16 protein-coding genes are annotated in these 19,148 nt (G+C 35.3%); 3 read left to right on the forward strand and 13 right to left on the reverse strand.

What is annotated here, in order from left to right:
* Positions 1–145 precede the first annotated feature (145 nt).
* From ACQKMV_RS11370 to ACQKMV_RS11400, 7 genes are all read right to left on the reverse strand, one after another.
* Positions 146–1,246 (reverse strand): ABC transporter ATP-binding protein, encoded by a 1,101-nt coding sequence (locus ACQKMV_RS11370; protein WP_427503992.1) that lies wholly within the window; start codon positions 1,244–1,246, stop codon positions 146–148.
* Positions 1,247–1,547: 301 nt separating this feature from the next.
* A complete protein-coding gene (locus ACQKMV_RS11375; RefSeq protein WP_427503993.1) occupies positions 1,548–2,510 on the reverse strand; it encodes a sugar phosphate isomerase/epimerase family protein in 963 nt (320 codons plus the stop codon).
* Between the two features lie 44 nt (positions 2,511–2,554).
* On the reverse strand, positions 2,555–3,262 hold the full coding sequence (locus tag ACQKMV_RS11380) for an HAD family hydrolase (RefSeq protein ID WP_427503994.1): 708 nt from the start codon (positions 3,260–3,262) through the stop codon (positions 2,555–2,557).
* A 121-nt stretch (positions 3,263–3,383) separates the two neighbouring features.
* Entirely contained in the window at positions 3,384–4,739 is a 1,356-nt protein-coding gene (locus tag ACQKMV_RS11385) for an ABC transporter substrate-binding protein (protein ID WP_427504272.1), read from the reverse strand.
* A 25-nt stretch (positions 4,740–4,764) separates the two neighbouring features.
* Positions 4,765–5,592: a carbohydrate ABC transporter permease gene (locus ACQKMV_RS11390; RefSeq protein WP_427503996.1), complete on the reverse strand. Its 828-nt coding sequence runs from the start codon at positions 5,590–5,592 to the stop codon at positions 4,765–4,767.
* A 3-nt stretch (positions 5,593–5,595) separates the two neighbouring features.
* Positions 5,596–6,462 (reverse strand): carbohydrate ABC transporter permease, encoded by an 867-nt coding sequence (locus ACQKMV_RS11395; RefSeq protein WP_427424057.1) that lies wholly within the window; start codon positions 6,460–6,462, stop codon positions 5,596–5,598.
* Positions 6,463–6,744: 282 nt separating this feature from the next.
* The gene (locus ACQKMV_RS11400) at positions 6,745–7,653 is read right to left on the reverse strand and encodes a DUF2268 domain-containing protein (protein ID WP_427503997.1); all 909 of its coding nucleotides are present in this window, start codon (positions 7,651–7,653) and stop codon (positions 6,745–6,747) included.
* 245 nt (positions 7,654–7,898) lie between these two features.
* On the opposite strand from ACQKMV_RS11400, the gene ACQKMV_RS11405 reads away from it, so the two are divergent.
* Positions 7,899–9,089, forward strand: a complete 1,191-nt coding sequence (locus ACQKMV_RS11405; RefSeq protein WP_427503998.1) for an MFS transporter — start codon at positions 7,899–7,901, stop codon at positions 9,087–9,089.
* Between the two features lie 223 nt (positions 9,090–9,312).
* Here ACQKMV_RS11405 and ACQKMV_RS11410 read toward each other — a convergent pair whose 3' ends face one another.
* Complete coding sequence (locus tag ACQKMV_RS11410) at positions 9,313–10,101, reverse strand: DeoR/GlpR family DNA-binding transcription regulator (RefSeq protein WP_427503999.1); 789 nt, start codon at positions 10,099–10,101, stop codon at positions 9,313–9,315.
* Between the two features lie 498 nt (positions 10,102–10,599).
* Positions 10,600–11,190, reverse strand: coding sequence for an undecaprenyl-diphosphatase (locus ACQKMV_RS11415; protein WP_427504001.1), 591 nt, complete (start codon positions 11,188–11,190; stop codon positions 10,600–10,602).
* Positions 11,191–11,572: 382 nt separating this feature from the next.
* On the opposite strand from ACQKMV_RS11415, the gene ACQKMV_RS11420 reads away from it, so the two are divergent.
* Positions 11,573–11,971, forward strand: coding sequence for a glucosamine 6-phosphate synthetase (locus ACQKMV_RS11420; protein WP_427504002.1), 399 nt, complete (start codon positions 11,573–11,575; stop codon positions 11,969–11,971).
* Positions 11,972–12,046: 75 nt separating this feature from the next.
* On the opposite strand, the gene ACQKMV_RS11425 is transcribed toward ACQKMV_RS11420, so the two are convergent.
* The gene (locus ACQKMV_RS11425; protein WP_427504003.1) at positions 12,047–12,823 is read right to left on the reverse strand and encodes a class I SAM-dependent methyltransferase; all 777 of its coding nucleotides are present in this window, start codon (positions 12,821–12,823) and stop codon (positions 12,047–12,049) included.
* 411 nt (positions 12,824–13,234) lie between these two features.
* A complete protein-coding gene (locus ACQKMV_RS11430) occupies positions 13,235–13,855 on the reverse strand; it encodes a TetR/AcrR family transcriptional regulator (protein ID WP_427504004.1) in 621 nt (206 codons plus the stop codon).
* A 153-nt stretch (positions 13,856–14,008) separates the two neighbouring features.
* Between ACQKMV_RS11430 and ACQKMV_RS11435 the strand changes: the two genes are divergently transcribed.
* Positions 14,009–15,163, forward strand: a complete 1,155-nt coding sequence (locus tag ACQKMV_RS11435) for a YhgE/Pip domain-containing protein (RefSeq protein WP_427504006.1) — start codon at positions 14,009–14,011, stop codon at positions 15,161–15,163.
* 371 nt (positions 15,164–15,534) lie between these two features.
* On the opposite strand, the gene ACQKMV_RS11440 is transcribed toward ACQKMV_RS11435, so the two are convergent.
* Together ACQKMV_RS11440 and ACQKMV_RS11445 are read right to left on the reverse strand one after the other, a co-directional pair.
* Positions 15,535–15,912, reverse strand: a complete 378-nt coding sequence (locus ACQKMV_RS11440; RefSeq protein WP_427504008.1) for an enoyl-CoA hydratase — start codon at positions 15,910–15,912, stop codon at positions 15,535–15,537.
* 452 nt (positions 15,913–16,364) lie between these two features.
* Positions 16,365–18,446, reverse strand: coding sequence for a serine hydrolase domain-containing protein (locus ACQKMV_RS11445; RefSeq protein ID WP_427504009.1), 2,082 nt, complete (start codon positions 18,444–18,446; stop codon positions 16,365–16,367).
* Between the last annotated feature and the right edge of the window lie 702 nt (positions 18,447–19,148).

Consider the following 19,148-nt stretch of genomic DNA (forward strand, 5'->3'; position numbering starts at 1 on the left):
AAAATTAAAATATTTTACATCAAAAAAACGCGAGAAATCAACGTTTTTAAATTGATTTCTCGCGCTTTTTAAGGTTTTGACCAGTTTTGTCCTAGCCACTTTTATATTCTTCTTTAGAAATCTATCTTCAATAATAATGAAGGCTCTATAAAATAAGTCTTTTTTCAGTTTGAGCATCAAAATAATGAGCTTTCTCCATTTTCAACATAAGGTCTATCTTTGATTGGTTTTGCACATCTGTTGAGGAGTCAACGCGTGCAACGAAGGATTGACCATTATTTTTCGAATAGAGATAAGTTTCTGATCCCATTAATTCTGATACTTCAATATTGACGGTTACTTTCGTTTGATAGGATAAGTCTAAAGGTGTTTGACCATTATAGAAGTCTTCTGGGCGTATACCTAAGATAATTTCTTTATTCATATACCCGTTATTTCTAAAGAACTCCAGCTTTTCTTCTGGCACTTGAAGATTCCAATCACCAACTATAAAAGCACTTTCTGTTAATGTTCCTTTGAAGAAGTTCATTCCAGGAGAGCCAATAAAACCTCCTACAAATACGTTTGCAGGTTTATCATAAACTTCTTTAGGTGTACCCACTTGTTGGATGATGCCGTCCTTTAGCACAACAATACGAGAAGCCATCGTCATCGCTTCGATTTGGTCATGGGTTACATATATAGTTGTTGTTTGCAACTGATGGTGCAATTTCGAAATTTCAGCACGCATTTGAACACGTAGTTTTGCATCTAAGTTTGACAACGGCTCATCCATTAAAAAAACTTTTGCATTCCGAACAATCGCACGTCCTAATGCCACACGCTGACGTTGTCCACCGGAAAGTGCTTTAGGTTTTCGCTCTAAATATTGCTCTAGCCCAAGGATTTCCGCTGCATGTTTTACACGTTCTTCAATTTCCTTTTTGCTATACTTTCTAAGTTTTAAACCGAATGCCATATTATCGAATACCGTCATATGTGGATAAAGAGCGTAATTTTGGAAGACCATTGCGATATCTCGATCTTTAGGTGCAACATCATTCATACGCTTTCCATCAATATAAAAGTCCCCATCTGTAATCTCTTCAAGACCTGCAATCATACGTAATGTCGTCGATTTTCCACATCCTGAAGGTCCTACAAAAACGATAAATTCTCCATCATTCACTTCTAGGTTAAAATCTTTTACGATTGTTGTATCATTATCATATTTTTTATAAATATGTTCGAATAATAGCTGAGCCATCATTGCCTCCTAATATTGTAATTTTTTCAGGATCATCGCCAAAAGTTTGGTATGTCATTTATTAAAACATATACCATTACGTCAAAGCGAAATTGATATAAGTTGATTGGAGTGGCGACTGGGCGACTCCTTGGGGATCAGCGTCACAGATGAGACCCTGGAGCGAGCAACGCGAGTGAAGCGGCTCATCGGACGCCCCCAGGAAGCTCTGCTCTGCGCGAAAGCGAAGCGTCAGCGGCAAAGCGCCCAGTCGGAACGGAAATCAACCCAACGCTTGGCCAATATTCTAATAAAATTGACGTTATCTACAATACTTATCTCTAAGCTCTATTGCATGTTTAATCGATTGCTCAGCACCTTGAATTTGTTTTTCGATTAGCTCTTCTAAATGTTCTTCAGGAGGATAGTAATAATTTTCTGGCTCGATCACATTTCGATCAAATGGAGGATTCTCCACTTTAAACGCCCCTTCGCCTACTTCAAAAATACCTCCTGTACCTTTTTCCCTTTTAAATCGAGCTACATAAGGATAGCACATTTCAATATTAATTCTTGTTAACGGGGAATGCTCCACCATAATTTTAAAGATTTCATCTAAATCGATATTTCCTTGTCCTGCCGGAACACCGCACACTTTATAACCATCTTTTGCTTCGATGATAATGTGATCTTTAAAGTGGGTTGTATACGTATACGGAGCAAGCTTTCTTGCTGCTTCCACCGGGTCTTCCCATGCCATCATTGAATTTCCAAAATCACAATGAGCTCCTACCCAATAGCTGTTTACTTCATTTACTATCTGTATGATTTCGTCAGCTATTTCTTCCTCATGGTTTTCAACAGCTAATTTAATGCGATATTTTTTTAGAAGTGGCACAACTTTTTTTATATCACTTGGTGCTTGATCTAGCAATTCTTTATCATATTTCCCTGGACAGCAATACGTCCGAATCACATCTGCTCCAATTTTATGTGCTACTTCAATTACCTCTGATAAATGCCCTGGTTCTGTTCCTCTTGCGTCAATCTCTGCGTATAATCCATATTTTTCAATTTCTTTACGCACCTTCTCTAAATGATCAGGTTCAGCACCGCCAAGAGCACCCCACTTAGGATGTAAAAATTTATCGCCGGGATAAGCAATGACATTAATCATTACCCCATCCAAACCGTGTTCCGCTGTTTTTCTAATGAAATCAAAAATATCCATTCGACCATTTTGAAAAAGTAAATGATAGGTTTCTGTTTCTAATCCTAATTTCATCCGTTTCACCTTCTGTGTATCAATATTGTCATTGTTTTTTTGTGCTATAAAATCTTTTGAATATCTTTAACACTATCTATAATATAGTCTGCTTTTCCTTCTAGATCTTCCTTACTGCATGCACCAGAAAGAACCCCGGCTACTTCAATATGGCAGTTTCGTGCAAATCGAATGTCTGTTAACGTGTCACCTACCATTAAAACTTCTTCATCATTCAGTAGGAATTTATCTTTGAAAATATGATAACATTCACTACTAGGTTTAGGTTTATTGATTCCATCCTCTGCACTTAAAAAATCTATATACTCATATAGATTAGTCATTTTAAGCGAATGAATAGCTGCATCAACATCGTCTGCTGTCACAATACCGATAATATAATCATGATCTTTTAAATACTTTAATGTTTCTTGAGCACCTTTTACCTCTGTAAATACGAGGTCATCTGATGTAGAATGCTTTTTGAATGATGCACAAACATCATGTATAAATTCCCCTTTTTTAATATTTTTTTCTCCCAATAATGAATACCATGCAGCTGCAATAAAAGAATTCGTGTGACAAGCTAGTAGACTCGTACTCTCAAAATCATTATTGTCCATTCCAATAATTTGCATATATTCATCTCGTCTGTTCTTTTCATTCGGAAACTTTTGAAATATATCATGAAGCACACAATCAACGATTTTGTACCAAACAGTATCGAGCTGTATTAATGTTCCATCCTTATCGAAAATGATTCCTTTCTTCATCTTCTTCGCCTCCTAAAACATATAGCCTATTATTCTCTTTCTATAAGACCAATTCACGAAATAACGAAGGTACTTCTTTCATTCAAAAGAGAAGCACCTCCATTCCTCTTCGAAAAGTATATTATTTCTTTTTAACTTTATCTAATTCTTCCTGAGCAATTTTCGCTGCTTCATCTAATGCTTCCTTAGCAGAGATTCCTTCGATTTCTACTTTATCTTTCGCTATATCTAATGCATCATAGATTTTTCCGCCTGTTGGATCAATAAATGGCGAAACGCCATATTTATTTGCTTGCTCTAACGGAACTAACGCCTGTGGTTGTTTTTTTACGAAATCTGCATAAGGCTTATAATCTGTGACATTGTTTTGAACAGGGATATAGCCTGTTTCCATTGACCATTCTGCTGTTTTTTCAGTACTTGTCGCAAATTTCATAAATTCATATGCACCTTGTGCTACTTCTGGATCGGTATTTCTAGTTAATGTTAAAAAATAAGCTTCTAATTTAGGTGCTGGCTTATGGTCACCCCAGCCTGGTTGTGGAACTGCTCCAAATGTAGCCAGTCTTTCGGCCTCATCCATTCCCTCACCTAACGATTTATAGACAAATCCTTGGTCACCAGATGAACCTGTATATCCTAATGTTTTACCTTCAACAAAATCAATAATTGTGTTATCCCAATATTCCCATCCAGTACCACCTGTATGAATGTTCATGATTTTATCTTCATGAAGCCACTTACGGTATTTCTCCCATACCTTTACCCATGTTTCATCGTTAATTAAAACTGTTTTTCCGTCTTCACTTAATACGTTTCCTCCAGCACTTCGAACCGAATCAATTAAGTTTGTCGTACCCCAAATCGGCATCCAGCCTGCGTATTTAACGTTTCCATTCCCATCACGTTTTGATACTTTTTCGGCTACCTTTTCTATTCCTTCCCATGTCTTTAGGTCATCTGTTGTAAAACCATTTTCCTCTAATACTTTTTTATTATAATAAAGAATTTGAGTTGTACCGTATAGAGGAATTCCATAAAATTTCCCATCAACTGTTGCTTGACTAACAAAACCTTTACCATAATCGTCTATTTTTAATTCTTTATCATTGTTGATAAATTTATCGATTGGGACAACTAGCTCTTTGTTAATATAGTTTTGAATAACGTCTGAACCTAGTAAAGCAATGGCTTCTTGATTGTTTGCCGCAAATCCACTTTGAAGCTTTTGATAAGACTCATCATAGTTACCTGCTTTTGTCGTTTTTACAATGTACTTGTCCTGACTTTTATTGAAATCCATCACAATTTTATCTAAACGATCAGCAAGTGATCCCCCAACTCCGTTAATGAATGGGACAACAATTTTATCCCCTTCTTTTGTTACCTTAACTACATTTCCTTCTCCTCCAGAGCAACCTGCAAGAACACTAACAAATAATGATACAACCATAAAAAGCGTTAATAATTTCTTCATCATGAAATGCCTCCTTTTAAATTAGTTAACCCTTTATTCCAGAATCAGAAACACCTGAGAGGAACCATTTTTGTAATACTAAAAATACAAGTAAGAGTGGGACTGTAGCGATTGTACTTGCAACCATAATGTGTGACCAATCCCTACCTAATGAGCTATTAATGAAAAAATCAGCAACCCCGTTAGTGATCAATTTTTTATCGTTATCTTTTAATACTAGAGCTGGCCAAATATAGTTATTATAGTTTTCGACAAATGTCACTAAACCTAGTGTCACAAATGATGAGCGTGTCATCGGGAAGACAATCTTCCAAAGAATCTTCCAATCACTTGCTCCATCTATCTTGGCTGCTTCTACGATTTCATGACCAACTTTAAGGAACGCTTGTCTTAAATAAAAAATCCCAAATACACTAACTGATAAAGAAATAATGTATCCAAAATGGTTATTTAACAATCCCATTTTTGCTAACATCACATACACAGGAACATACGATACAGCACCTGGAATCATATATGTTGCCATGACAACGCCAAACGTAAATTCTTTCCCTTTAAATTTATAAAATGCCAACATATAAGCAAAAAGCGCTGATGAAATAAGAACATAGATTGTAATAATCAAAGAAGTATAGAAACTGTTAAATATATATGTGTGAAAAGGAATGACTCCTAATACTTCTTGATAATTTTCCCAATGAAATTCTTTTGGCCAAAAACCACCTTGTAGTACTTCACTGGATGTTTTAAACGAACTAAGGACCATCCAAATAAAAGGAAAGACAAACAAGATACTCGATATAGCTAAAAAGAGATGCTTTGTAATAATCGGTGTCTTTTTTTGATTACTCATGTCTTAATAATTCACCCACTTGTCACCTATTATTTTGTTTATAAATGATAATAGAATAGTAATTATTAATATGATAAACGCGATGGCTGTCGCGGATCCCATATCAAATTGTTCAAACGCTTGTTGGAAGAATAAATAGAGTAATGTTCTTGTCGAACCACTCGGTCCACCTTGTGTTAAGATTTTAATTTGATCATATGCTTGCAGCGATACAATCGTATTCACAACAATTAAGAAAAAAGTTGTTGGTGAAACCATCGGAAGTGTTACATTTCGAAACTTCTGCCATGCATTAGCTCCATCAATACTTGCCGCTTCGTATAAGCTATCAGGTACCTTCTCGAGCGCTCCAATATAGAAAATCATTGTCCATCCAACTAGTTTCCAAACCGTTACAATAATGACTGCTAGCATTGCGGTTTCACTGCTCTTAAGCCAATCCAATCCAGGTATCCCTACCAAGCCTAGTACCTTATTGATAACACCTAATTTCGGTTCATAAAGAAGTGACCATACAATCGATACAGCTACTGTTGGTGTTACCCATGGTGAAAAAATCATCAATTTGTAAATGGCAGAGCCTCTGAAATTTTTTCTAAAGAACAAAGCAAAACCTAATCCCAATACAATCGTTGGAATAACTGTCCCAAATCCAAAATAAAGAGTGTTTAGCAATGCCTGCTTAAACGATGACTGGGTAAACAAATTGAAATAGTTATCTAAACCAACAAAATGAAAACCATTTGTCATGAAATCCCAGTCTGTAAAACTAATACCTAAACTAAACAAATTCGGAATAATCCAAAAGAGTGTAAGAGGTATTCCAACCGGTAATAAAAAGAACGCAGCCTTTGAAAATTTTATTTGCATTCGTGTCACCTCCTGATTCACATTGTAAAGCCAAATTATTAATCAGATGTTGTATTTTTATTAACAAGTTGTAAAAATAAACATATAAACAAAGTAAAACAACATAAAAACCAAAATATAATAATAAAAAAACTATTTCTCGAAGTCATTGAGAAATAGTTTAATTCAATTAGCGATATTAACCTTGATACGCTGTTATTTAATGATGCAGATTAAATTCTTATCAATAGTTTGATTATTTATATAACTTTTTTTGCACTACCGTATCAGTTGCAAGAGAGGTTAATCGAAAAATTTAGAGACTCTCATTATTTCTTCAGTAGGAGTCAGTGTCGCTTCGGCAATACTCTTGTTACTGTTGGCTAAGTATTTCTTGATCAAGTGGTAACCAATAGTATAACCTGCATTCTCTGATAAACCAACTGGACTGTACCCTTGTTTCTTAGCAACCTCATCACCAAACATATAAGCTGAAACTTCTCCAAAACCTTTAGTCTTTCTTCCTTCTTTTATCACTTCGATTGAGTACTCCATCTCTTCTTTATCAAAATCTACAATCCATGGTCCTATCAATTCTTTCCCATACATTTCTTCAGCAAAACATTCAGCTAAACCTTCCAACACTAAATATTCTTCTACAGTCACGTCACCATGATTAAATGGTTCAAATGTAAAACGAACATTATGATTAAACTCGTGAGCTAAAGCGGATTTTAATCGTTTCTTATTAAAATCATTAGGAACAACCATTAGCAAAATATATCCTGGTATTCCACCAAAACCTGAATATCCTTTATTTACTTTCATTTCTTGACTATCTTCATCCCCTAAAAGAATATTTACGTCGATTTCTTTTAGGGGAATAGAATAGCCTATCTTTTCAAATTCATCAATTCCCTTTGAGATTACTTCCTGATATTCAACAAAAATACCAGATTCTATAATCTCTGGCAGATTATCCTTAACTTGTTGAATAGATTTTCTTGGAGTCCAAATCCCTAACATCTCTGACGCCATAACAACATCGTATCCATTAGGTTGCGCTGCTTTTAACGGTACGTTTAAATAATCCCACATTGTTTTCATCGGTTGCATCAATTCATATCGGAATGAATTCTCATTAACATTTCCTAATAAACACTTTTCATAGAAATCTAAGCTATTGATTAAATTGATTCTTACTTTTTCCATGTTATCTCCCCCCTTATCTTAAAGCTTAATCCTTTACGCAACGTCAATGTAAAGCTTTTAATGTTATATTGCCTATCAGGTATGTATAGACTTCTTCTAACTCTGCAGCCATGTAGATTCTGGTAATTCATTAACCTCTATTCGAATAAGAAAGGATTTTTCTCACAAAAAATTTTATGGTATGATGTTCAGGTTGTGTATCTACTATTTGACACATTTACATTCATCTAAGAAAAGAGGTATTTATGCACACCACAAAATTATCCAAGCGACATTGGTTGCTCATCTTAACACTTACTTTATTAACATTTGTTCTCGGGACAAGCGAATTTGTTATTGTCGGAATTTTAACAGATATTTCTTCAAGCCTACATATGACAAATGCAAAAGCAGGCACACTCGTTTCTGCGTTTGCTATTACGTTTGCCATCGCCACACCACTAGTGATGTCAGCAACAAGTCATTTTCCAAAGCGTAAATGGATGTTGTTTTTGATAGGATCTTTCATCGTCCTGAATGCTTTGTGCGTAATTTCGACGAGCTACATCCTGCTCATTGCCCTTCGAATTATGACAGCGATTGTAACAGGGGTATTAATCTCCCTAGCCATGATTGTTGCAAGTGAAACCATGCCGATTAATAAACGCGGACTTGCTATATCATTCGTTTTTGGTGGATTCACACTTGCAAATGTCGTTGGAGTGCCAATTGGAATTGTAATCGCCGAATGGTACGGCTGGAATGCCACTTTCATGTTAACCACATTCCTAGGAGTTTTGGCGTTTTTGGCCTCCTTTTTTGTCTTACCTAATAATCTCAGCCAAGTACGAAGTTCGATACGTGATCAGTTTTCTTTAATGACCAAGCCTCGAATTTTGATGGCTTTTTTCATTCCTGCTCTCGGATTTGGCGCAACTTATGTCGTCTTTACTTACCTTGTCCCTATCTTAAAGGGAATGGGAGCTCCAAATAATTCAATTAGTTTAATCTTATTTGGTTACGGATTTATCTCGATTTTCAGCAACATTCTTGCCGGTAAAATTGCCAGCCACAATCCAATCGGTCGCCTTCGGTTTGTTTTTCTCGTGCAAGCAGTTGTTCTGACAAGTTTATTTTGGACAACAAATCATTTTATTTTAGGACTGATAAACATTGGCTTCATGTCGTTAATGGCTATCCTCTTAACAACTTCTACTCAGCTATATTTAATAGACCTCGCCGGAATTTATCAGCCAAATGCTACAGGACTAGCCGCTTCACTTATGCCAGTGGCTAGCAACGTAGGCATTGCTTTTGGTTCTGCATTAGGAGGAATTGTATACCATCAAGGGAATTTAATGAATGTAACATGGGTCGGTGGATTAGTTGCAGTCTGTGCCAGTCTATTAACTTTCTTTAGTCATCTTTTAGACCAAAAACAAAAGAGTTCAGCATAAAAATCTACAACGATTGTTGGGCTGGATCTAATTATTTTACCTAGTATATTTTCTTTCTTAAAAAGAAGAAACAGTTACTTGTAAAGAGACTTACTTAAATGCAACAAATACTTTAGTAGAAATAGAAATAAAACAGGCACATTCACTTCATACGAATGTACCTGTTTTAAAAAACCGCTCTTATTTGTGAAAAGGTTTCTCGACCATATTTATCTTTTTCCTTCTAGACGGTTATTATTTCTACACCTTTCGCTGCTAAAGTACTTTGCCATTCAGTATCGAGTTTAGCATTCGTAAATAATGTATCGATATCATCAAAACTCCCACTTTTATAAAACTTCATTAAGTTGAATTTAGATTCATCTACCATCATGACAACTTGTCTTGCATTTTTCTTTAAGCGGTTAAATATTTGAGCATCCTCAATATACGTACATGTTAATTCCTTTTCTAATGAGATTCCATCACAAGAAGCAAACAATTTATTAACCGTAAAATGATCAAGGAAATTTAACGTCATATCACCAGACAATGCTAATGAATTTGTATTTAACATTCCACCAGCTACTATAAGTTTGCAATCAAATGACTCATACTGTTCCTTTAGCTCAATAATTTTATTAGCAGCAGGTATGGAGTTTGTCAAAATGGTTATGTTTTTTTTGTCATATATATAATCCAATATTTGCAGCGTAGTTGTTCCAACTTCAATGGCAATAATATCATTATCCTCTACCAATTTACTTGCTGCCATTGCTATTCTTCGTTTTTCATCAATGTTTTCATTGCGACGTTTATTAAAAAATAATTCCACGGTATGATCGTTTTTCTTTAAAGCCCCACCGTGTATTTTCGTTAACTTACCTTCTTTATGCAACAAATCTAAATCTCTTCTGATGGTTTCTGTCGTTACATTTAACACTTTTGCTAAATCATTGACCATCACACGATTGTATTGATCTAGCTCATCTAGTATGTATTTTCTTCGCTCAAATTGTGTATAAGACTTCATAATAAACACCTCTTTGTATTCCACAAATATACTTTCTAAAATATGTACTCTTATTCCAACCTACTTTTCAATCAAGAACAAACTTCATTATAGATCCTTTGTTATATTGTAATTAAGTTACCAAGCAAATGGAAGTTTTCCTATTAACATTTAACGTTTTAAACATTCCATTTACATTTCAAAGTTATATGTATTACTAGTGAAGTCTAAGAAAAGTTGACACCATTATTTTGAACTAAATTAAACTGAATGTTGATATCTCTACATCAGAATAGTTAGCAAGGTCGCCTTTATTTTAGCTTGCTCCCTTACTCTAAAAATAATAATCGTATCAACTCCACCTTTTCAAATGTAAAGTTGACTAAATTAAATAATAAAAGAGCCGCATAAAAATACGGCTCTCAGTAAAACATATTTCTTTGATAAGAAAAAGGCTGCTCTAGTAACATTAGAACTTCATTTTCATTAGCTTATCCTTATCTTTCCTGACTTAGGTTATTAATGACTGTATTTTGCTAGGACAGGGATATGTTTTGTTAGTTTCTTATATATGTTGAAAACTACTTGTACTATTGGCTCCAATTTTTTGGAGAACTTTACAATGACGAAACTTGCCCCAAATGACAAAAGGGCTCCGCCAATCACGTCCGCTGGATAATGAACGCCGACGTAGATACGCGAAATTCCTACTAAGATGGCCCATACTAATACCGGATACTTCCACGAGTCTTTTCGTAAAAGTAACGTCCATGCTAGAGCGAATACTAATACTGCATGATCACTTACAAACGAAGAATCATTAGCATGTGGTACTAACTGATGAACATTATACGTTATGAATGGTCGTGGATGATAGTAGACAAAGTGAATGAGTGCGTTTAGACCCAATCCAAGTAAAACTGTAAAGACAATGTAGATAGCAGTATATTGTTTTTCCGTTCTTTTTTCTTTGTTTGCAGTAAACCATAAAAATAACATGAATAAGATTACGACATAAGGAACGCTATCAGTGATGAAAATCATCGCTTTATCTAGAAAAGGATAGCGACCAGCTATATCATTAATCCATTGAAATATTCCATAATTCATTTTGTAAATCTCCTTGCTTTTAATTTTGATTTCTTAGTTAAAAAATAAAGTGTCTCCTATTCATTTTAAAAATTTAGCAAGTACTGTCCTCTATTAAAAAGAAGGTAAACGTGAGCTTCGTGTTATAGTGTCCAAAAGTAGAGACTTAATTCAGATAATTCCAGTTTAATACCTGCTTACTTTCATAAATGACGTCATTATAAGCCACATAGTTTCTTTTATTTACAAAATTCATCAACAAACTTTAGACGGCTGAGGAAAATCCATCTCCCTCCCTAAAAAGTTTTCTATAAGATTAAATCACAAACTAGAAAATATTATAGTGAGCTAGCAAAAATCAGCCTAAAGATGATAAAATATTTTAATAAAGGGGGTTTCAAATATGGGGAAATTAACTAAAAGGAACATACTGTGGATTGTACCAATCGGTATTTTAGGGGTGTTTTGGTATTTTTACGGTCCACAAAAGGACATTACAGATAATGAATATATTACATATGTTAAAAACTATTCTTTCGAAAATAGTAGTAAAACTTTAGAATCGGGCTTAGCAAACACTTGTAAAAATCCATATTGGGTGTATTTTGAAACGCAAAAAGGACAGGATGTTGTAGAATTTAAAGGAGATTGTCCTGTTAATAATAAAGCTGCAAAAGTGAATGTTCAATTTTTAGTTGATCGTAGTATGACAAATGTGAGATACGGGGCAATGCTGGTAGATAATAAAATGCAGGAGGAAGCGGATCGAGACAAGTACCTTCTCACATTAGTAGGAGAATAAATAGTAAAAGCTCTCGTTTGACAAGCGAACGAGAGCTCCTTTTTTATCGAATCAACGGAGTAACCTTTTTTATAATCATTTCACAGCTTTCCAAATGGTCCATCTGTCTTTTTCCACAATAGGACTCTCAGTTGAAATGGACTTATCAATATAATTTACTAATTCATTTAATTCTCCATCGTCTAACTCGTGTAAAATACTTCTTCCTGTTCTTTCCTGTACATCTTTTATTAATTGCTCTTTCTGCTCATACACATTCCTTGTTTCCCATAGCTTTACTTCTTTAATCTCGCTAAAGCCAATTTCCTTAAGTGTCTCAACTACTAATTCATTACTATGTCTACGTTTAATTTCTCGTTCCTTTAACTTTGGAAAACGCTCAAAGAAATAGCCTCTAATATGGCAGTTATCACCTTTTAGTAAACAATCTTCAGGTGTACGGTCCTGAATTATATAGATCCCTTTATCCTCCAAAACTCTATATGCCTCTTGAAAACAAGCCTTTAAATCTTGGATATGATGAATTAATGCTCGTTCCAATACTAACTGAAAGCTGTCATTGTCTAACCCTGTATCCAATGCATTTCCTTGCTTGAAAGTTATATTATGATATTCTTTACAATTTTCTTTTGCCCCAACGAGCATTGCCTGTGAAAAATCCACACCTATCACAGAAGGTACACCCATATCTGCTAATGCTTTAGCGTAAATTCCTCCGCCACAGCCAATATCTGTAGCCTTAGAAGTATTCATGCTAGGGACAAGTTCTTTCATTGCTTCCATCCACGTGTGGTCAGCCTGTCGAGTTGTATAAGTAGTTTGATTGTCCTTTTTGTGAAAATCAATGCCCATCTTCATCACTCTTTTCTGTTTTTTGATACCAATCTTTATGGATTTTCTTGCTAACATTATTTTACAACCATTCAATACATAAGTAAAATCAATGTTAATTATTAATTTCCATAAGTTATTCTTATTACAAAAGTATCCGTTCTGATTTTGAAGTATTTAAGTATTAGTTGTTAATATTATTTTGCTTTAAACAAAATAAACTGTTTCTAGATGATACAGTTAATCAATTATGCCTCGGTATAATTGATTCCGGAGGCTTTAACTTCTTTCAAGGGTGTTTAAAACCCGCTGAAAAGTAACTTAAATCAGCATTTACTGAAAGACGTTAAAGTGCAAATTCGATAGTTTTAGCTGTTCGCTTCGCTACAGATTTCCCCATAATTTGCTCAACAAGGTATAAAGCCCTCTCCCCTAATCACTATCTTTTTCAAAAATTGAACGTAATCCACTAGCTTCAAAAGTTCCTTTTAACATTGTTTCTATCAACATAGTGGCAATTTCCTCTGGTGATTGTTGTATGTCGTGTTGTAGCCAGTACGTAATTACCCCTAAAATAGCATTTGAGTTATACGCTAATATTAATTCAATTGGAAACCTCCATTTGCTTTTATTAGTATGATTACCTAGGTAAGTATTGAAGTATCGCACAAAAAACTGCCTCATTTTTTCATGGAAAAATGGATCACCATTTGGACCTAATATTAATTTTAAGAAATCAGCTTCTTCATGAAACACTTGCAAAATTTGAATCATTACAGGCAATCGATCATCTTTAAACTGATTGACATCCAAATCTAAATTTGTGGTTTCATCTAAAATAGCATTGAATTTTTCAAAAATTTCGTTCTCGTACTGTTCTAATAAATTGTATTTATCTACGTAATGTAGATAAAAAGTACCACGATTAATATTGGCGCGCTCAGTAATATCTCGAACCGTGATAGCTTCAAAGTTCTTTTCAGAAAGTAAAGAGAAAAACGCTTGTTTAATTTCATTTTTCGTTCGTATAATTCGTCGATCAGTTTTTGACACGGAGTAATTCCTCCCTTTTAATGAACATATTTTTTTATATGTTGAGTATTGAACACTTTTACTGCTTTTGCTTATAGGAAGTGATTTTTTAGAGTATATAATCAAGCTAAGAAATAATCAACACGATGTACATTATCTGAAAGGAGAATTACTATGAAAGAAAATAAGTTTTTCGGTATAGCGTTTATTGCTGTACTCTTATTATCCTTCATTTTTGTAGCAACACAAATTCCTGGAACCCATTCATCACCTAAAGATCTTCCAATCGGTCTTGTTCTTGAAGATGAAGGCAATATGGGGCAAACTTTTGTCGAGATGATTCAAAAAAATTCACAAGAAATAAAGGAAGCTCCCTTTAAATGGGTAGTATTAAAAAATGAACAAGAAATGAAAGAAAAACTAGCGAATCAAGAATTATATGGAGCTATTTATATCCCTAAAGATTTTTCTGAAAAGTATGCTTCATTCCAAACACCAACACCTACATCAGCAATGCTAAAAATTTATATAAACCAAGGAAAAAATGCAAACGTTGCAACTATGGTTACACAAGCTCTATCTACAATGGTCGAAAAAATGAATGACAATGTTAGCGCCCAATTGTTAGCTGTTACTGAAAAAAATAATATTGCATTAAACGCTAAGCAAGCACGCACCTATTCAGCACCTATCCAAAGTGAACTAGTCATTGTTCATGAAACTGGTAAATTAAGCAATGCCCCCCTTTCATTCTTCCAGCCTATTTGGATGAGTAGTTTAGTTAGTGCAATTCTTTTATGGTTTACGGGAAGAAATCGTAAGTTTAATTCTGTATTGGAGCAACTAAAATTCCGAGGATTCCAGGCTCTGATTGCCATTATTATTGGTTTATTTGGAGGCTATTTATTAACTTGGTATTCCACTTGGATGCTGGATTATAAGTTTGCAGATTTTTACCATGTTGCTCTATTTTTATCACTAACTTGCGCAACATTTATTTTATTAATACTAGCTATAACTGTATGGATTCAATTTGCAAGTTTACCAATCTTCATTCTTTTAATGTTCTTTGGTCTACCTCTTCTACAAATTGCTCCAGAAATGTTGCCTAGTTTTTACGCTGATTGGATCTATCCATGGTTACCATTCCGCTTTATGTTTGAAGGATTAAAGGAGATCCTTTTCTTTAGTGGAGAACTTTGGGGCACTGCAGCAATTACATTATGCTGGATTGCTGTTGTAAGTATTTTAGGATTACTTCTATCTGTAGTTAAACGGAGTTCTTATAAAGAGGATACTTCACCAAAAGGGAGAACTTCCGTGATGTAAAGCATATAAATTCCAAATAACAAACCATAAAGCTTCCGCACTTAGAACCACAAGGAATTAAGGCACTTTATAAAAGGGTAATTAATAATAATCAATAATTACTTGGCTATTCAGACAAATTCCAATACTTCACGAAGTTTTATGGTTGATTTTTTTATTTTAGGAAATTATATGATTTATTGAATTACAAGAAATTTGTTTCTTTAGTTTTTCTCCTAATACAATCTAAAATCAGATTTCTATTTAGGCGCTACCATTTTTTTGAATATTAGTGCCAAAGATTTTATTTTCATGGGAGTTCAATAAAGAAAAAAGAGTTGCATATGCAACTCAATAATCTTCAAGTAAAGCACCCGATAGTTATAGAAAGTTTAAAGAATTACGCCAGAAACATCCCCTTTCAATACTTCTTTTTTATTCTGATTTTCACATAAAAAAGATGCAATAAAAGCTGTTCTATTATTTTCTTGCCTTTCGTATTTTTCGATTTTAACTGTACATATTATTGTATCTCCCGTAAAAACAGGCCTTAAAAACTCAAATTTCGTACTACGAGCCAGTACATTGTTATCTCCAGCTATTTTTGTTGGCAGAGTTGCAGTTAATAATCCTTGAATTACAAGTCTTCCTTGTTCATCTGGAGTTATATGATGAACCCCTTTATCACCTGAAATTTCAGTAAATAATTCAACATCCCTTATTGTAAAAGTTCGTTCAAACGTAATTATATCTCCTACTTTTAATGACATGTTAATCTCCCCCTGAATGATTTATACTGTCTGGTTAAGAACATTGTGAATTATGACATCAACACCAGACCTTCTAAGGTAATATATTCTATAAAATTTCAAGAAATCCTCGTTCCACTAACCTACCCCGTTAAAAGAGCTACCTATGCAACTCAATGATCTTCAAGTAAAGCCCCCCTTCGTATAAGTAGTCTCTTACGAAGTTCTTTTATCAAATTAAGTAAGACTAGGTTACAGTGTAAGATTAACAAGTAATCGAACATGATGTTTGATTTCATTTAAAGACAATCATCACCTTTGACAGATTTTTACATTTTTACCATGATTGTTTAGGGCGAATTGATAAGAGCTTAGTAAGCCTCTTCGTAAAGTTAATGCGTAAATACAAACAAAACCAGCAAAACCCTTTTCTGTGTCGTACTGGTTTTGTATAAGTCCTTCTTGAATTATAGCTAGTTCAACGTGATTGCAATTTCCGAGTTCGCCGCGCCAGCAAATACAACAGTTCCGTTCTTCGGCAGTTTTACTTTGTTATTGCCGCTCACAACAGTAAAATTGACGCATATTCCCTCCTCATCATACACCGCGAACGAACTCTTCGCTGGCAACGTCACGGACATCGTTTTCCCTGCTGCCGCTTGCGGGATTGTAAACCATTTCGCATGCCCATTTGCTTGAAGCGTAACTTTGGATGATTGGCCTGCATCAAGCGATTTTACGTTTGATCCACTTACGTATAACAATCCGGCCATCTCCATATATTCATTACCGCCTTCTGTATAGAAGCGAGCTTCTGTAGTATCACGGCTTGCCATCACGGGGATTTGGAGCTGATGCTCAGCCGTGTTCGGGCCTGTTATTTTTCTGCCTTCCCAATAGCCCGCCAGTCCATCTGTGCGAGTAATTTGTTTGGTAAGTTCCTGTTGTGCAAGATATAGAATAGAACTAAATTTCTCGTTCACAAGATAGAACTTGACGCCTTCCCGCTTCGCCCATGCGGCAGCGCTTTCCTTCGATAACACGTTGACTTCTAGCTTCTCGGCTAAATATTGATCTATCGCATCTTGCCCCAAGCTTGGCGTCGATTGATATGATCTCTCCCTCAAATAAGTTCGTCCATTCTGCTCGGTGACGAAGTTGAGCTTGGAGGTACCCTCTTCATTAACAAAGCTTCCATCCGCAGTATATACATATTTTTCTTCTGGATTAAATGGTAAGAACAGTTCTCCATTCTTCGTAATTTCTATTTTGAAATGACTGCCACTATTGCCGTAAAAACCCGCTTTCTTCGCTACGTCTTGAGGCATCTTGGCCTTAACCGGCTTGCCAAAGGATTTGTTCGGCTTGATGTCCTTAATTGTGCCCTTCTCTTTGAGCGCGGCAAGTAGCAATTCAGTTGCCAGCAGTTGATTTGTAGAGCTGCTACCGCCAGATGACAACACAGCCGCTGCCATCTTCTGTTCCGGAAGCACGACCATTATAGCATGTTGTAGTAACGTGTCGCCGGCTTTAGCCAAACCCTTTATCCCATATTCACTGAATGGATATAGTTTCACACTATCCCAACCAAGACCATAGTTTACAATATTATCTTCATCCCCTGGCCACATTCCTTTTTTATATTCCTCTTGCTCCATCGCCTTGACTGCCTTATCAGAGAGGATTCCTTCTCCCTGTCCCATAAATAATTGTGAAAATCGCACCAGATCTTCTGCCGTGGAAGAGATTCCTCCTGCACCAATCTCATTCAATGCTTCAATAGGAAGCTGCCCTTGGTACGTCGAAAAATAAAGTCCAGCCCGCTTATCATCTTCCCAATTGTCCTGCGGCGTTTTCGTATGATTTAGCTTTAAGGGTTCTGTAAACCGTTTATGTAGATATTCGGTAAAGCTCATACCGCTGACTCTTTCTACCAAAATCTCGGCCAGCGTAAAGCCGTCGTTGCAGTATACCGAGAACGCGCCAGGTTCCGCCTTTAAGCTTTGGTCGGACAATTGCCTTAACAAGTTGTCATGGGCATACGTATCATTATCTTTAAATAAAAATGCATTACTATATATAGTACCTTGCAAGCCTGAGGAGTGGTTCAACAACATACGTGGCGTAATGCGTTTGTAACGCTCGTCTTTCATCTTGAAATCAGGAACATAGTGGACGACAGGAGCATCCAAATCGACTTTTCCTTCGTCGACCAATTTCATCACAGCCGCCGATGCATACATTTTACTGACTGAACCAATCCCGTATAGGGTATTTTTAGTTAACGGCTGTTTCCCTTTCAAATCGTTCTTGCCTGTCTGACCCGACAAAATAAGTTTGCCATTATCAATTAGCGCATACTGCACGCTAGTCGTCTCATACGAATTCGTGAGTAGAGTAGCCTTCTCTACCGCAATCTTTTTCAGTTCTTGGCTAGCATCTTCTTGGCTAACTACAACAGTAGTCTGACTGCTAGAAACCGCCATCGCTCCTGTTGGTAGGCTCATCGTTAACGCTAATGTAGCGGCTAACACCCCAGATAATTTATTTTTCATGAAAGAATTGCCTCCTTAGATAAGTAATTGATTTCAAAATATACACTTTCTAAAACCAAGAAATATTTTCTATAAATAGAATATCAAAGTTATATTTTGCTCGTAAATACAGTGATAGACTGATACCATATCAGGCTTAGGACTTATGTTTGGTTATGACTAATTAAATTGAAAAGACCAGCTTGGCTAAAAAATTAGCTTTGCTGGTCATCTTCTATTATGTAGCTACAATATTTGTAACTTGTTCTAATTTAGCTGTTTTTATTTTACCTGTTCCAGCTTCTACTTATAAAAACAATAAAACCGGGTACTCAGCTGAGCACCTGATTATTTGTTTATATGACTAATGACATTTTTCCACTTGTGTTTATGGGTCTGCTTCGCAAAACATAGTACTTCATCGTCATCAGACGTTTTTACGGTCACATCACTAAAATATTCATCGTAAGCCCGAAATATAAGGTGTTATCTTACTGTCTCAAAACGACACCCTGTGCCTGCACCCTCTTCCAAAAATTAAAGGACGTTATTAAATGTAATTATTTACTGATAAAAAACCCATTTACAAAAAGGTTACTTTCGGTGTAAAATTACACTATAAGTAACCAACAATCATAAGAATGATGTTATTTGAATTAAGAAATTGTAAATTGATTTCTATAAAAATCCTTTGATTGGACGCATATAATACTAGCTCACGGA

It is taken from the genome of Lysinibacillus sp. NPDC094403, from assembly GCF_050278745.1.
Taxonomy (GTDB): domain Bacteria; phylum Bacillota; class Bacilli; order Bacillales_A; family Planococcaceae; genus Lysinibacillus.

What these genes read in the sequence shown, in the direction of transcription:
- ACQKMV_RS11370 (WP_427503992.1), bottom strand. Translation starts at nt 1,246, where the DNA reads ATGGCTCAGCTATTATTCGAACATATTTATAAAAAATATGATAATGAT.
- ACQKMV_RS11375 (WP_427503993.1), bottom strand. Translation starts at nt 2,510, where the DNA reads ATGAAATTAGGATTAGAAACAGAAACCTATCATTTACTTTTTCAAAAT.
- ACQKMV_RS11380 (WP_427503994.1), bottom strand. Translation starts at nt 3,262, where the DNA reads ATGAAGAAAGGAATCATTTTCGATAAGGATGGAACATTAATACAGCTC.
- ACQKMV_RS11385 (WP_427504272.1), bottom strand. Translation starts at nt 4,739, where the DNA reads ATGAAGAAATTATTAACGCTTTTTATGGTTGTATCATTATTTGTTAGT.
- ACQKMV_RS11390 (WP_427503996.1), bottom strand. Translation starts at nt 5,592, where the DNA reads ATGAGTAATCAAAAAAAGACACCGATTATTACAAAGCATCTCTTTTTA.
- ACQKMV_RS11395 (WP_427424057.1), bottom strand. Translation starts at nt 6,462, where the DNA reads ATGCAAATAAAATTTTCAAAGGCTGCGTTCTTTTTATTACCGGTTGGA.
- ACQKMV_RS11400 (WP_427503997.1), bottom strand. Translation starts at nt 7,653, where the DNA reads ATGGAAAAAGTAAGAATCAATTTAATCAATAGCTTAGATTTCTATGAA.
- ACQKMV_RS11405 (WP_427503998.1), top strand. Translation starts at nt 7,899, where the DNA reads ATGCACACCACAAAATTATCCAAGCGACATTGGTTGCTCATCTTAACA.
- ACQKMV_RS11410 (WP_427503999.1), bottom strand. Translation starts at nt 10,101, where the DNA reads ATGAAGTCTTATACACAATTTGAGCGAAGAAAATACATACTAGATGAG.
- ACQKMV_RS11415 (WP_427504001.1), bottom strand. Translation starts at nt 11,190, where the DNA reads ATGAATTATGGAATATTTCAATGGATTAATGATATAGCTGGTCGCTAT.
- ACQKMV_RS11420 (WP_427504002.1), top strand. Translation starts at nt 11,573, where the DNA reads ATGGGGAAATTAACTAAAAGGAACATACTGTGGATTGTACCAATCGGT.
- ACQKMV_RS11425 (WP_427504003.1), bottom strand. Translation starts at nt 12,823, where the DNA reads ATGGGCATTGATTTTCACAAAAAGGACAATCAAACTACTTATACAACT.
- ACQKMV_RS11435 (WP_427504006.1), top strand. Translation starts at nt 14,009, where the DNA reads ATGAAAGAAAATAAGTTTTTCGGTATAGCGTTTATTGCTGTACTCTTA.
- ACQKMV_RS11440 (WP_427504008.1), bottom strand. Translation starts at nt 15,912, where the DNA reads ATGTCATTAAAAGTAGGAGATATAATTACGTTTGAACGAACTTTTACA.
- ACQKMV_RS11445 (WP_427504009.1), bottom strand. Translation starts at nt 18,446, where the DNA reads ATGAAAAATAAATTATCTGGGGTGTTAGCCGCTACATTAGCGTTAACG.